General features: G+C 61.3%; 13 protein-coding genes. All 13 read left to right on the forward strand.

The annotated features are described in order from the left end of the window. Positions 1–88 precede the first annotated feature (88 nt). Positions 89–349, forward strand: a complete 261-nt coding sequence (locus tag I8J29_RS15005) for a post-transcriptional regulator (RefSeq protein ID WP_240546210.1) — start codon at positions 89–91, stop codon at positions 347–349. A gap of 88 nt (positions 350–437) precedes the next feature. Continuing rightward, entirely contained in the window at positions 438–1709 is a 1272-nt protein-coding gene (secD, locus tag I8J29_RS15010) for a protein translocase subunit SecD (RefSeq protein ID WP_208848369.1), read from the forward strand. Positions 1710–1770: 61 nt separating this feature from the next. Beyond that, positions 1771–2631 carry a protein translocase subunit SecF gene (gene secF / locus I8J29_RS15015; protein ID WP_208848424.1) on the forward strand — a complete coding sequence of 287 codons (861 nt, stop codon included), beginning with the start codon at positions 1771–1773 and terminating at the stop codon, positions 2629–2631. Between the two features lie 37 nt (positions 2632–2668). After that, on the forward strand, positions 2669–3580 hold the full coding sequence (locus tag I8J29_RS15020; RefSeq protein ID WP_090641651.1) for a cation diffusion facilitator family transporter: 912 nt from the start codon (positions 2669–2671) through the stop codon (positions 3578–3580). Between the two features lie 41 nt (positions 3581–3621). Beyond that, positions 3622–6054, forward strand: a complete 2433-nt coding sequence (gene recJ, locus I8J29_RS15025) for a single-stranded-DNA-specific exonuclease RecJ (protein ID WP_208848370.1) — start codon at positions 3622–3624, stop codon at positions 6052–6054. Continuing rightward, on the forward strand, positions 6051–6563 hold the full coding sequence (locus I8J29_RS15030) for an adenine phosphoribosyltransferase (RefSeq protein WP_090641649.1): 513 nt from the start codon (positions 6051–6053) through the stop codon (positions 6561–6563). The genes recJ and I8J29_RS15030 overlap by 4 nt, the downstream gene beginning before the upstream one ends. Before the next feature lie 209 nt (positions 6564–6772). Then, positions 6773–8956, forward strand: a complete 2184-nt coding sequence (locus I8J29_RS15035) for a RelA/SpoT family protein (protein ID WP_208848371.1) — start codon at positions 6773–6775, stop codon at positions 8954–8956. 34 nt (positions 8957–8990) lie between these two features. Continuing rightward, positions 8991–9434, forward strand: coding sequence for a D-aminoacyl-tRNA deacylase (dtd, locus tag I8J29_RS15040; RefSeq protein ID WP_208848372.1), 444 nt, complete (start codon positions 8991–8993; stop codon positions 9432–9434). A 247-nt stretch (positions 9435–9681) separates the two neighbouring features. Then, positions 9682–9840 carry a hypothetical protein gene (locus tag I8J29_RS15045; RefSeq protein WP_177222165.1) on the forward strand — a complete coding sequence of 53 codons (159 nt, stop codon included), beginning with the start codon at positions 9682–9684 and terminating at the stop codon, positions 9838–9840. Positions 9841–10492: 652 nt separating this feature from the next. Beyond that, positions 10493–11743, forward strand: a complete 1251-nt coding sequence (hisS, locus tag I8J29_RS15050) for a histidine--tRNA ligase (RefSeq protein WP_208848373.1) — start codon at positions 10493–10495, stop codon at positions 11741–11743. Positions 11744–11784: 41 nt separating this feature from the next. Beyond that, on the forward strand, positions 11785–13599 hold the full coding sequence (aspS, locus tag I8J29_RS15055; RefSeq protein ID WP_240546221.1) for an aspartate--tRNA ligase: 1815 nt from the start codon (positions 11785–11787) through the stop codon (positions 13597–13599). 78 nt (positions 13600–13677) lie between these two features. Continuing rightward, a complete protein-coding gene (locus tag I8J29_RS15060) occupies positions 13678–14433 on the forward strand; it encodes a tRNA threonylcarbamoyladenosine dehydratase (RefSeq protein WP_208848374.1) in 756 nt (251 codons plus the stop codon). Then, positions 14430–15095 carry a YdeI/OmpD-associated family protein gene (locus tag I8J29_RS15065; RefSeq protein ID WP_208848375.1) on the forward strand — a complete coding sequence of 222 codons (666 nt, stop codon included), beginning with the start codon at positions 14430–14432 and terminating at the stop codon, positions 15093–15095. The genes I8J29_RS15060 and I8J29_RS15065 overlap by 4 nt, the downstream gene beginning before the upstream one ends. Positions 15096–15152 lie beyond the last annotated feature (57 nt).

Below are 15152 nucleotides of genomic sequence, written 5' to 3' on the forward strand. Positions count from 1 at the left end.
TCAATTTTTGGCGTGCGGACGTTTTTGCAGGAATGTCGGAAGGGGACGGCGAATGAGTAGAGCAAACAGCAGGCAAGGAGGTCGTGGAATGGAGACGGATGACAGGCCGATGACGGAGGAAGAGTGGGTCGCGACCATCGAATACTTGTGCAACAGCAAGGCGGAGGAATTTCACCTGTTCGGATACGAGCACGTGACCGGCGAAGAGATTTGGCTCTGCGTCAGCGAGAAGTACGGGAAGACGGGGCAGCCGGCCAAACACCAGGTGGTCAACGACATATTATCGTTAAAAGTGACGAAGTTCATGAACTTTATGACGCTCAGCGCGTTTAAAGGAACCCATTTTTAACGGATGGGCTCTTTTTTTTGACTCGTTTTTAAGCCATCGTTATAATAGGACTATTGAGCAGAGCACTTAAGGGGGATTTGTAGGAATCATGAATCGTCGACTGTTAGCGTTTATCCTCATCGTCGCCGTATCGCTCGGCGTCGTCGGAGGCTTGTCCAAGTGGGTGGTGGACGACGTCAAACTTGGACTGGACCTGAAGGGAGGCTTCGAAATCCTGTACGAAGCCGAGCCGATCGAAGCCGGAGGCAAGGTGACGAAGGAATCCCTGACGGAAACGGCCAAGAGCCTCGAAGCTCGCGCCAACGCCACGGGCGTGGCCGAGCCGGAAGTCACGACGGAGGGGACGAACCGCATCCGGGTCAAGATCGCCGGCGTGACGGACGAAGCCAAAGTGCGGGACATCCTGAAGAAGCCCGCCGAATTGACGTTCCGCAGCGCGCGCGGATGCGCCGCCGACAAGGGCTACTGCAAAATCGAGCTGCGCGGCAGCGATTTCAAGCAGAACGGCGCCGACGTTCGCCAGACCCAGCTGAACGAATACGAGATTACGATCAAGATGAAGAGCGCCAGCAAATTCGCCGAGATTACCCGCGAAGTGGCCAAGCTCAGCACGAACGGCACGAACCAGCTGGCCATCTACCTGGACGATAAAATGCTGTCGGCGCCTAACGTGTCGAGCGAAATCAACAGCACCGACGCCTCGATCACGGGTACTTTCACCCGCGAGGAAGCGTACGATCTCAAGAACACGATCAACCTTGGCGCCCTGCCGCTGAAGCTGACCGAGAAATACACGCAAAGCGTCGGCGCGACGCTCGGCAAGCAATCGTTGGACGAAACCATGGAGGCCGGCATCATCGCCACGATCGTCATTCTGTTGTTCATGATGATCTTCTACCGGCTGCCCGGCGTCATCGCGAGCATCTCCATCATCGTGTATATCTGGCTGCTGCTGCTCGGCTTCAATCTCATTCACGCCACGCTGACGCTGCCGGGCATCGCCGCGTTCATTCTCGGCATCGGCATCGCGGTCGACGCCAATATCATCATGGCGGAACGGATTCGCGAAGAGCTTCGCAGCGGCAAGAGCATCATGTCGTCGCAGAAGGCCGGATCCCGCCACTCCTTCCGCACGATCATCGACTCGCACGTCACGACGGCCATCGCCGCGCTCGTGCTGTTCTTTATCGGCGTCGGCTCCGTCAAGGGCTTCGCCGTGATCCTGCTGCTCAGCATCGTCATGAGCATTATCACGAACGTGTTCTTCTCGCGCCTGCTCCTCACACTTCTCGTCCGCAGCGGTGTGGTCAAGAAGAAAACCAATTTCGGTGTGAAGGAGAGTGAAGTACGTGCATTATAAGGCATTCGACAACGTCGACGAGAAGAAATTCAGCTTCGTGAAGACATCCCGTTACTTCTTTATGCTTTCGATCGTGATTACGATCGTCGGCATCCTGACCCTCGGAATATTCGGCTTGAATTACGGCGTCGATTTCAAGGCGGGGTCCAGCGTCGATATTACGTTCAAGAAGGACGTCAGCAGCCAGAAGGCCGCGTTCGAGCAGTACTTGAAAGACAACGATTTCGGCTCGCCGGGCATGACGTTCGGCGCGAAGCGCGTCACGCTCCGTTTCGACGACGTCCTGTCGGACACGAAGGAGAAGGCGCTCAAAGCGGGCATCGCCGATAAATTCGACAAAGACGCGTCCATGGAAGTCAACACGGTCGACGTCGAAATTGCCAAGGAGCTTCAAGGCAACGCGATCAAGGCCGTGCTGATCGCCAGCATCGGCATCGTGATTTACGTCAGCATCCGGTTCGAATGGCGATTCGCCGTGGCGGCGATCGTAGCCCTGCTGCACGACGCTTTCATCGTCATCAGCTTGTTTTCGATTTTCAGGCTGGAGGTCAATCTGCCGTTCATCGTAGCGGTATTGACGATCATCGGTTATTCCATTAACGATACCATCGTTATCTTCGACCGGATCCGCGAGAATCTCCGGTTCGCGAAGCTGAAGTCGGTAACGGACATCGCCAAAATCGTCAACGACAGCATTTGGCAGACGATGTCCCGTTCCATCAACACCGTCATGACGGTATTGTTCGCGACGATCTGCCTGCTCATCTTCGGCAGCGAATCGATCCGGCTGTTCTCTCTCGCGATTCTGTTCGGTCTCATCAGCGGCGCGTACTCGTCCATCTTCATCGCGAGCCCGCTGTGGCTGCTGCTGAAGAGCAAACAAAAACCGAAGGCGAATGTCAAGTCTTCGGCCGCATCGTAGTAAGATAGGGAGTACAACGCTATAACAGGAGGCATCCATGACAGCGAACCATCGTTACGCCAGAGCGGAGTCTGCAGCATGGACCGGGCTTATCGGCAATGTCTGTATCGCAGCGGTTAAAGGCGGCGTCGGCGTCATGACGGGCAGCAAGTCGCTGCTCGCCGATGCCTGCCGTTCGGCCTCCGACGCGGCCGCCTCGTTCGTCTCGCTGACCGGCATCCGCCGGTGCCGGCAGCTGGGCTCGCCGTACGCGCCCGTTCCGGCGGCCCGGGGCCGCTCGGAAGCCGCGACGGGCGTGCTGGCGTCCATCCTGCTGATGATCGCCGGACTCGAGATCGGCATCGCCGCGATCAAGTCGATCGCGGACGGCGTGGACGACAGTCCGGGCTGGCCGGCGGCCGCGGTCGTGCTGGCTGCTTTCATCCTGAAGGAAGCGGGCTTCTCGACCAAGGAACGCGGCGCGGATTTTTACGCGTCGCTCGCCGCCCTCGTCGGAACCGGCGGATCGATGCTCGGCAGGCCGCTCCATCTGCACTTGCTCTATTACTTGGATCCCGCGGCGTCGCTCATCATCGTCGTCATCGTCTTCACGAGCGGGTATCGGGTCGCATCGGCGTCCGTGATGCGGAGCCGGTACCTGGAAGTGGAGCCGGCGGATCTCTCGGAGCTGAAAGCCGTTGTCCTGCGCATGGAAGGCGTCATCAGCGTCGAGCTGCTGCGCGCGAGAGAGCACGGTCATTACGCCGTCGCGGAAGTCGTCATCAGCGTGAACCCGCGCATCTCGGTGCTGGAAGGCAACGAGATCGCCAAGCGGGTCAGAGAATTTATCATGAAACGGTTCAATCACATGACGGAGGTTACGGTCCACGTAGAACCTTACGATCCCGGTTATCCGTATAAAAGCAATCATGAGTCCAATCCGGAACACGTGACAACGCTACTGCAATAGCAGCAGCGTTCATTTTTTTGAGAAGAGAGGTGAGGGGTGCCTTGCTGCAATCGAAAACACGCTGGCGCCTCGCTTCGCTGGACGTCGAGGGCGAAGCCCGCGCGGCCGCCCTGGCGCGCGCCTTGTCGCTCCCGCCGCTGGTCGCGCGCCTGCTCGTCCAGCGCGGCTACGACCGCATCGAAGACGCCCGGCGCTTTTTGACCGGGGGCCTCGAGTGCCTGCACGATCCTTTCCTGCTGAAAGGGATGAAGGAAGCCGCGGACCGGATCGCGCTTGCCCGCGAACGCGGCGAGCGCGTCCGGATCTACGGCGATTACGACGCGGACGGCGTGTCGTCGACGACCTTGATGACGTACTTGTTCAAGCGGCTGGCGCTTGACTTCGACCACTACATACCGCATCGCACGCGAGAAGGCTACGGGTTGAACAAAACGGCGCTCGACGCGGCGGCGGCGGCCGGCGTCACGCTGATCGTCACCGTCGACACGGGCATCAGCGCAGTCGAGGAAATCGCGCACGCGGCCGTACTCGGCATCGACGTCGTCGTGACCGACCACCATGAGCCGCCGCAGGAGCTGCCTGCCGCTTTCGCGATCGTCAATCCGAAGCAGGAGGACTGCGGCTATCCGTTCAAGGGACTGGCAGGCGTCGGCGTCGCGTTCAAGCTGGCGACGGCGCTCCTCGGGGAGCCGCCGGTCGAATGGACCGACGTCGTGGCGCTCGGAACGATCGCGGACCTCATGCCGCTCACGGACGAGAACCGCGTGCTCGTGCGGCTGGGGCTGGAGCGGCTGCGCGCGACGGACAAGCCCGGCTTCCGGGCGCTCGCCGACGTGTGCGGCATCGAGCTGCCGTCGCTGCTGGCGACGCATATCGCCTTCGGCATGGCGCCGCGCATTAACGCCGCCGGCCGCCTCGACCACGCGAACGCGGCGGTGGAGCTGCTGACGGCCGCCGACGAGGAAGCCGCGACGGCCGGCGCGTTCCGGCTCGACGGGCTGAACAAGGAGCGCCAGGGGATTGTCGAGGATATCCTGCGGGAAGCCGATGAGCAGTGGACGGCGAAATGCGAAGCGGCGGACGCGGCCGGAACGCGACGGCCGTCCGTGATCGTCGTCGCCGGCGAAGGCTGGAATGCCGGCGTCGTCGGCATCGTCGCTTCCAAGCTGATCGAACGCCATTACAAGCCGACGATCGTCCTCGGCATCGACCCGGAGACCGGCAAGTGCAAGGGCTCGGCCCGCTCGATCGAGGGCTACGACCTGCACGCGGCGCTGACGGCGTGCGAGGAATGGCTCGACCATTACGGCGGGCACCAGGCGGCCGCCGGCATGACGCTGCACCGCGACAAGCTTGCGCCGTTCGAGGAGCGGCTGTCCCGTCTCGCGGACGAATGGCTGACGGAGGACGATTGGATTCCGAAGCTGACGATCGACCTGGCTTGCAAGATGGAGGACGCCACCATGAAGGTGCGCGAGCAGCTCGCCAAACTGGAGCCGTTCGGCGCCGGGAACGGCGCGCCGAAGCTCTTGCTCACCGGCGTGACGCTCGCCGAGCGCAAGACGATGGGCAAGGAGAAGAATCACCTGAAGCTGGCGCTCGCCGGCCAAGGCAAGCTGCTGGACGCCGTCGGCTTCGGCTGCGGCCATCTGGCGGAGCGCCTGTCAAACGGCGCGGCCGTCGAGGTCGTCGGCGAGCTGGCCGTGAACGAGTGGAACGGCCAGCGGAAAGCCCAGTTCATGCTGAGCGATCTGCGCGTGCCGCATATCCAGCTGTTCGACCTCCGAAGCGAGCCCGACTGCGAGTCGTTTCGGACGGCGGAGCGGCTGCTCGCCTCGGACGTCATGCAGCAAAGCCAAGGCGTCCTGCTCGTGCCGAACGAGACGTGGCTCGAAGCCGCGGAAGCGCCGGGCCGGCTCCGGCTGCCGGAACGTTTCGGCCTCCTGACGTACGATGCCCTCGCCGGGCAGCGCGTGCCGTGCCGGCAACTGGCGGTCTTCGGCAAGCCGCCGTCGGCCGAGAAGCTGGCCGCGGCGATCGCCGCGTGCCGGGACTTGGAGTCCGTGCATCTGCTGTACGCCGCGGATCCGGAGTCGGGCGAGTTTCCGACGCGGGAGCAGTTCGGACAGCTCTATCAGCTGCTGCGGCGCGAATGCCCGCTGCCGGAAGCCGGCGCCGCCGCGGCCCTGGCCGCCAAGCTCCGTCGGTCGGCCGATAGCGTAACGCTCATGCTGGACGTCTTCAAGGAACTGCGGTTCGTCGAAGAGGCGGATGGCGGCCTGGCGCTGAGCGCGGTCACGGGCAAGAAGGAGCTGTCCCTGTCGCGGCATTACCGCGACGGCCAGCGGAACGCGGAATCGAACGCGATTCTCGCGCTGCCGGTCAAGCAGCTGACGGATTGGCTGACGGTGCAAGCGGGCCTCATTCACGATCAAACAACCGAACAAGAAAACGAAGGAGTAGGTACTTCATGAACTATAAAGAGCATATTCGCGTCATCCCCGATTTCCCGCAGCCGGGCATCCGGTTCAAGGACATTACGACGCTGACGAACAACGGCGCCGTGTACGCGTCGGCGATCAACGACATTCGCCAAGCGATACAGGACAAGCAGATCGACCTGATCGCGGGACCGGAAGCGCGGGGCTTCATCATCGGCGCGCCGCTCGCCGTGTCCATGGGCCTCGGCTTCGTGCCGATCCGCAAGAGCGGCAAGCTGCCCGGCGAAGTCGTCGAGGCGAACTACGACCTAGAGTACGGCAAGGATAAGCTGACGATCCACAAGGACGCGATCAAGCCCGGCCAGAAGGTGCTGATCGCCGACGACCTGCTCGCGACGGGCGGCACGATCGCCACGACGATCAACCTGATCCGCCAGCTCGGCGGCGAAGTGGTCGGGGCGGCGTTCCTCATCGAGCTAGGCTATCTGGACGGCCGCAGCAAGCTGGACGGCATCGATATTTTCTCGCTCGTCACCTACTAGAAGATAGCTTCAACCGGCGCCGGACACGGGAGCGAACGCTACCGTCGTCCGGCGTTCTGCAATCGCGGAGTTGACGGAAAGGCTTGAAAACAGGCATAATAGTAGGAAAAACTCGGGCCGAACGGTCACGCTGGACCTGGCAGGATTTTCATTGATTTGGAAAGCAGGCGGCGCCAATCGGACGCGCGCTTTTCCGGAAAGGGACATTCATGGGCATAGAGCAGCTACTTGATAAAGCATCCACCTATTTGAAGGAACAAGATTTGAACCGGATCAAAGAAGCTTACGAATTCGCCGATCAGGCCCATCACGGGCAGGTGCGCAAATCGGGAGAGCCGTACATCCTTCATCCGGTCGCCGTCGCGGAAATCCTCGTCAATATGCAGATGGACGTATTGTCGATCATCGCGGCGCTCCTTCATGACGTGGTTGAGGATACGACCGTCCCGCTGGAAGAAGTCCGGTCCCGGTTCGGCGAAGCATGCGCGGCCGTCGTGGACGGACTGACCAAGCTGGAGAAGATCCAATTCCGCTCCAAGGAGGAGCAGCAGAACGAGAATTACCGCAAAATGTTCGTGGCTATGGCCCAGGACATGCGCGTCATCTTGATCAAGCTGGCGGACCGGCTGCACAACATGCGGACGTTGAAGTATCAATCCGAGGAGGCGCAGCGGCGGATCGCGTACGAGACGCTGGAGATCTTTTGCCCCATCGCGCACCGGCTCGGCATTTCGGCGATCAAGTGGGAGATGGAGGACATCGCCCTTCGGTATTTGAATCCGCAGCAGTATTACCGGATCGCCAATCTCATGAAGAAGAAACGCGCGGAGCGCGAACAATATATCGACGACGTCATCGGCCGCATTCGCGAGAAGCTCGAGGACATGGGCATCGACGGCGACATATCGGGACGGCCGAAGCATATTTACAGCATCTACAAGAAGATGACCGCGCGCAGCAAGCAGTTCAACGAAATCTACGACCTGCTCGCGATCCGCATCATCGTCGACAATATCAAAGACTGCTACGCGACGCTCGGCATCATCCATACGCTCTGGAAGCCGATGCCGGGGCGCTTCAAGGATTACATCGCCATGCCGAAGGCGAATATGTACCAGTCGCTGCACACGACCGTCATCGGGCCGACCGGCGAGCCGACGGAAGTGCAGATCCGCACGTGGGAGATGCACCGCACGTCCGAATTCGGCATCGCGGCCCACTGGGCGTACAAGGAAGGCGGCGTCGTGCCGGGCGGTTCGTTCGAGGACAAGATGACGTTGTTCCGCGAAATCATCGAGCTGCAGCACGAAGCAAGCGACGCGTCGGAATTCGTCGAGTCGCTGAAGATGGATTTCTTCTCCGATCTCGTCTTCGTGTTCACGCCGAAGGGCGAGGTGTTCGAGCTTCCCGCCGGCGCGGTGCCGCTCGATTTCGCGTACCGCGTCCATACGGAGGTCGGCAACCGGACGATCGGGTCCAAGGTGAACGGCCGAATCGTGCCGCTCGATTACAAGCTGAAGACGGGCGACATCGTCGAGATTCTCACGTCGAAGCATTCGTACGGACCGAGCCAGGACTGGATCAAGATCGCGCAGTCGTCGCACGCGCGCAGCAAGATCAAGCAATGGTTCAAGAAGGAGCGCCGCGAGGAGAACGTTATCAAAGGCCGCGACGCCATCGAGCGCGAGCTGAAGCGGCTCGGTCTGGAGCCGTCCAGCTTCATGTCCGACGCGCAGCTGCAGGAGGCGGCGTATAAATTCACGTTCAACGACATCGACGACATGCTGTCGGCCGTCGGGTTCGGCGGCATCACCGCCGCCCAGATCTGCACGAAGCTGACGGAGAAGATGCGCAAGGAAGCCGAAGAAGCGAACCAGATCGAGCTCACGAACGAGATGAAGGAAATGAAGTCGTCGCCCGCGATGCGCAAGACGCGTCCGACGCACGGCGTGTCCGTCAAAGGCGTGGACAATCTGCTCGTTCGTTTCGCCCGCTGCTGCAATCCGGTTCCGGGGGACGCGATCGTCGGCTATATCACGCGGGGCCGCGGCGTGTCGGTGCATCGCGCGGACTGTACGAACCTGACGACGAGCGTCGACGGGGAAGAGGCGGCGCGCATGATCGAAGTGGAATGGGAAGACTCGGTCGAGGCGAATTACAGCGTCGATATCGAGATTACGGGCCATGACCGGCCTGGCTTGCTGAACGAAGTGCTGCAGGCGGTCTCGGAGAGCAAGACGAACATCTCGGCCGTTTCCGGCCGATCGGACAAAAACAAGCTGGCGATGATTCATATGACCGTGCTGATCCGCAATATCGAGCATTTGCAATCGGTCGTCGAACGGATCAAACGGGTGAAAGACATTTATTCCGTGCAGCGGATCATGCAGTAATCATTCCCATCGCGTCGAAGGAGCAAGCGGACTGATGAAGGTAGTCGTACAGCGAAGCAAGGAAGCGGCCGTCATTGTAGACGGCGAGACGGTCGGCGCCATCGCGAAAGGGCTCGTGCTGCTCGTCGGCATCACGCACGAGGACACCGACGCGGATATACGGTGGATGGCCGACAAGATCGCGGGCTTGCGGATTTTCGAGGACGGGAGCGGGAAAATGAACCTGTCCGCGGCGGACGTCGGCGGCGATATCTTGTCCGTCTCTCAATTTACCTTGTACGGGGACTGCCGCAAGGGCCGGAGGCCGAATTTTATGGCGGCGGCGAGACCGGAGCAGGCGGAGGCGCAATACGAGGCGTTCAACGACGCGCTTCGCGCGTCCGGACTGAAGGTCGAGACCGGCCGGTTCGGCGCCATGATGGACGTGACATTCACGAATTGGGGACCGGTCACGCTGATCGTCGACAGCAAAGCGTAGCCGTTTCGAACAGCAACATGTCTACCGGCAATATCCCTAACAGCAGGATAAGCGAAACAGGCGGCATTCAGGCATGCCGTTTTTTGTTGTTCATCATTCGTCGGCGGCTCGAGACCGTCTTATGCGCGCAGCTTTAAATTCCGATGCTTCGGACACCGCGGGCGGTGTTGAAAACGGACGGGGCGGGCACACTAAAGGCTGACAACGCGCCATCGACAGGCGCCAAGATTAGCGGAGGGTGACCGGAATGCATCAATCACGCAAGGAACAAGGCATCGAGAGAACGGCCAAACGGCTGCTGTTTGCCGATCGCCGCGAGGCGATCATGCTGGCCCGGGAAGAATCCGGCATCGAAGCGGGCGGCGAACTGGGCCGGGCCGCGGTCGTGCCGCCCAGAATGCCTTGAAGCACGACCGGAAAAGTCGAAGCGAGGCGTAAGGGTTTGTGTCCTAACGATCGACCGCGGACGCAGGGGTACGAAAAAGGAGCGTAACCGCTTCATATTTTGTAATGGAACTGTAACCTGTTTTCAATGATTCTCTAACATGGCGTGCCTATAATAAAAGTCGACCCCCTTTTTTGAATATATTATTGATGGACCTACAACTCGTTTGTAGGTTTTTTTCTTTTCTCCGGCTTTCGCTCCGATCCTTCGATGTATATTGACAGCATAAATCCGGAATGCTATTATAGATGAGATAAAGTGTCGATCCGTTGATAGGAAGATTTCGTTCTACCCGCACCGATACAGAGAGGGATTCCTTGGCTGGAAGAATCCTTGGCGTGCTTGAGCGAGAGGACATCCTGGAGGACATGCGGCGAACCCGCCGGCGATTTCGGGCCGGTTCAGTAGTCGTATTGCGTAGCCGGGCGTTAACCGGATAAAGCGGGACGAAGGCCGATCGCGGCGAACGTTCCGGAATGTGGGTGGTACCACGACAGCTTCGTTTTCGACAAGCTCTCGTCCCTTTGGCCTGAACAGGCGGAGGGCGGGAGCTTTTTTAGTCCCCGGCCACCGGGAACTTGGCATGATCATCAGCATATGGGAGGGAATGGGCATGGCTTTTCAGAAGCCTCCGGGCACGCAGGATTTTTTGCCGGGCGCCGTAGAGAAATGGCAGTACGTCGAACGCGTGGCGCGCGACATTTGCCGGCGGTTTAATTTCCGCGAAATTCGCACCCCGCTCTTCGAAATGACGGAGCTGTACAAACGGGGCGTCGGCGAAACGACGGACATCGTCGAGAAAGAAATGTACACGTTCACCGACCGCGGCGACCGCAGTCTGACCCTCCGTCCGGAGGGCACGGCCGGTGCCGTCCGCGCGTACGTGGAGAACAAACTGTACGGAGAGCCGGACGTATCGAAGCTGTACTACATCGGTCCGATGTTCCGGTACGAGCGCCAGCAGGCGGGCCGGTACCGGCAGTTCCACCAATTCGGCGTGGAGGCGCTCGGCGCGGTCGATCCGGCGCTGGACGCGGAAGTCATCGCGCTTGGCTACGCGTTCTATGCGGAGTTCGGCCTGAAGGACGTCCGGGTGGAAATCAACTCCGTCGGCACGCCGGAAGTGCGGGCGGCTTACCGCTCGCGGCTGCTCGCGTTCCTGGAGCCGATGCGCGAGACGCTGTGCAAGGACTGCCAGGCGCGCATGGACCGCAATCCGCTCCGCGTCCTCGATTGCAAGACCGACCAGCACCGGTTCGACGGCGCGCCGTCCATTCTGGAAAGCCTGGACGACGAGTGCCGGACGCACTTCGAAGCCGTGCAGCGTAATCTGACGGACATGAATATTCCGTACGTCATCAATCCTCGCCTCGTGCGCGGCCTCGATTACTACACGCACACCGCGTTCGAATACAAAGCGGAAGGCATCGGCGCGATCGATACGATCGGCGGCGGCGGGCGGTACAACGGCCTGGTCGCCGAGATCGGCGGCCCGGACCAGCCCGGCGTCGGCCTCGGCATCGGCCTGGAGCGCACGGTCCTGCTGCTGGAAAGCCAAGGCGTTCAGCTCGATAACCTCCACCGGGTCGACGTGTACCTGGTCGGGCTCGGGGAAGCGGCGGAGCGCGAGACGACGCGGCTGCTGCACGGGCTGCGCCTGCGCGGCATCGCGGCGGAACGGGATTATCAGAGCCGCAAAATGAAGGCGCAATTGAAATCGGCCGATCGGCTGCAAGCGCGCTTCACGGCCATTCTCGGCGACGACGAGCTGCAGCGCGGCGAAATCGCGCTGAAAAACATGGCGACGGGCGAGCAGACGTTCGTGGCGCTGGACGCGCTGGCGGATGCGATTTTGAAAGGGTAGATTCATTCATTCACGATCATAAAGGAGACATGAACATGGTGATGCTTAAAACGCATGCTTGCGGAACATTGACGAAGGCGGATATCGGACAGACCGTGACGCTGAACGGCTGGGTGCAGCGCCGCCGCGACCTCGGCGGGGTGCTGTTCATCGACCTGCGCGACCGCACGGGCATCGTGCAAATCGTCTTCAACCCGACCTTCTCCGGCGACGCGCTGGCGATCGCCGACCGCGCGCGCAACGAATACGTCCTGGCCGTCCGCGGCCAAGTCGTCGAACGCGACGCCGAGACGGTCAACGCGAACCTCGCGACGGGCGAGATCGAAGTCCGCGTCACCGAAATCGAAATCATGAACGCGGCAAAGACGCCGCCGTTCCCGATCGAAGACGGCGTCGAAGTCGACGAGTCGCTTCGCCTGAAGTACCGTTACCTCGACCTGCGCCGTCCGGAAATGCAGAAAACGCTGCTCCTCCGCTCCAAATCGGCGAAGGTGTTCCGCGACTTCCTCGACGGCCAAGGCTTCATCGACGTGGAAACGCCGATTCTGACCAAGAGCACGCCGGAAGGCGCGCGCGATTACCTCGTGCCGAGCCGCGTGCACCCGGGTGAATTTTTCGCGCTGCCGCAGTCGCCGCAAATCTTCAAGCAGCTGCTGATGGTCGGCGGCCTCGAGCGCTATTACCAAATCGCGCGCTGCTTCCGCGACGAAGACCTTCGCGCGGACCGTCAGCCGGAGTTCACCCAGGTCGACATCGAGACGTCCTTCCTGTCCCAGGACCAGCTGCTGGATATGATGGAAGAGCTCGTCGCGAAGCTGTTCAAGGAAACGATCAACGTGGACATCGCGCGTCCGTTTCAGCGCATTACGTATGCGGACGCGATGAACAAATACGGCTCCGACAAGCCGGATCTCCGGTTCGGCATGGAAATGGAAGACATCACCGATATCGTGTCTTCGAGCGACGTGAAGGTATTCGCGACCGTATCGGCAAGCGGCGGCGTCGTCAAGGCGCTGAACGCCAAGGGCTGCGCGAGCTGGAGCCGCAAGGAGCTTGACGACCTGCAGCCGTTCGCGGCGCGCTATGGCGGCAAAGGCCTGGCTTGGGTCACGGTGAAGGAAGGCGAATGGCGCGGACCGATCGTGAAGTTCTTCAAGCCGGAGGAGATCGCGGCCCTGACGGAGCGGCTCGGCGTCGAGGAAGGCGACCTGCTGCTGTTCTCCGCGGACAAGAAGAAGGTCGTCGCGGACGTCCTCGGCAACCTGCGCCTCAAGATCGGCAAGCAGCTCGGCCTGATCGACGAATCCCAGTTCAAGCTGGAATGGGTCGTCGACTTCCCGCTGCTCGGCTACGACGAGGAAGCGAAGCGTTACGTGGCGGAGCATCATCCGTTCACGCGTCCGAACGAAGACGACCTGCACCTGTTCGAGACGAATCCGGGCGAGATCCGCGCGCAGGCGTACGATCTCGTGCTGAACGGCTACGAAGTCGGCGGCGGCTCCATGCGGATCTATAAGCGAGACGTGCAGGAAATGATGTTCAAGGCGCTGGGCTTCACGCTGGAGGAAGCGCGCGAGAAGTTCGGCTTCCTGCTCGACGCGTTCGACTACGGCACGCCTCCGCACGGCGGCATCGCGTTCGGCTTCGACCGTCTCGTCATGCTGCTTGCGGGCCGCACGAACCTGCGCGAAACGATCGCGTTCCCGAAAACGGCGAGCGCGACCGACCTGCTCAGCGACGCGCCGTCCGAAGTCGACATCGCCCAGCTGCAGCAGCTGCATATCCGCACGATCCAGAAGGCCGCGAAGCAGCCTGAGGCAGCGGCGGCGGCATCGGCACAGACCGCCCAAAACTAAGCCCTTTCCCGGCTTTCGTCCGCCCCGCGCGGCGAAAGCCGGATTCGTTATCTATCGCCTTTGGAGGTGCAAGGAAGGATGCTTCATCAATTTTCCCGTACGGAGCTGGCGATCGGCCCGGAGGGATTGGATATCATGAAAGGCAGCACGGTCGCGGTGCTCGGCGTCGGCGGCGTCGGCGCGATGGCGGCGGAAGCGCTGGCGCGCACGGGCGTCGGCCGGATCATTCTGATCGATAAGGACGTCGTGGACATCACGAACGTCAACCGCCAGATACACGCGCTTACGACGACGGTCGGCCAGCCGAAAGCGGAGCTGATGCGCGACCGCATCAAGCTGATCAATCCGGAGTGCGACGCCATCGCGCTTCGCATGTTCTACACGGAGGAGACGTACGAGCAGTTGTTCGCGTACAAGCTCGATTACGTCGTCGACGCGTCCGATACGATCATTTACAAGGTGCATCTCATCAAGGAATGCCTGCAGCGGAACATTCGGGTCATCTCCAGCATGGGGGCCGCCAACAAGATGGATCCGTCGCGGTTCCGCGTCGCGGACATCTCGCAGACGTCGATGGATCCCGTGGCGCGCGTCGTTCGCCAGAAGCTGCGGAAGGAAGGCATCAAGCGCGGCGTGAAGGTCGTCTTCTCGACGGAAGAGCCGATCAAGCCGCGCGAAGACGTCACGCAGCGGATCGTGCCGGAGAACGCGCCGGAGATCCGCAAGGCGAAGCAGCCGCCGGCAAGCAACGCGTACGTGCCGCCGGTGGCCGGCCTGATCATGGTCAGCGCGGTCGTCAACGATTTGCTCGAAGCGGGAGGACAGGCCCTATGAACGTGGAATTGATGAACAAGCTGCGGCTGTCGCTCGACATGCGCATCGCGCTGCTGGAAGCGCCGGACGAATCGTACAAGGAGGCGCTCGGCGCCGAGAACGCCGAGCCGTTCAGCGAGATGGATGCCGGCACGTACGATTTCGTCCTGCTGTTCGCGAAGGACATCGCGAGCTTGAACGAACATGCGCCGAAAGCGCTCAAAGCCGTGAAGAAGGACGGCCTGCTCTGGATCTGTTATCCGAAGGGCACGTCGAAAATCAGAACCGACATCAACCGCGACCGCGGCTGGAAAGCGGTCCGCGACGAAGGCTGGGAAGGCGTCTCGCTCGTCTCCGTCGACGAGACGTGGTCGGCGATGCGGTTCCGTCCCGTCGGCGCGGTCCAGACAAGCGCGCGGGCGAAGCGGGCGGCGGACGCCGTCCGCGAGGCGGGCACGGGCGCGGCGAAGGAGCTCGTCGTGCCGGACGACGTCAAGGCGGCGCTTGCAGCGCTGCCCGAAGCCGAGTCGTTCTTCGCGGAACTGGCCCCGTCGCACCGCAAGGAATACATTCGCTGGATCAACGAAGCGAAGCAGGAAGTTACCCGCGCCAAGCGCATCGGCGACATGACGGCGAAGCTGGCGCAGCAGCTGAAGCGCCCGTCGGACAAGCCTCAGGCATAACGGAATCGCGCGAATGGCTTAGCCCCAATAAGCGGCGCTGAAGAAGCGATGAAGAGC

It is taken from the genome of Paenibacillus artemisiicola, assembly GCF_017652985.1.
Taxonomy (GTDB): domain Bacteria; phylum Bacillota; class Bacilli; order Paenibacillales; family Paenibacillaceae; genus Paenibacillus_Z; species Paenibacillus_Z artemisiicola.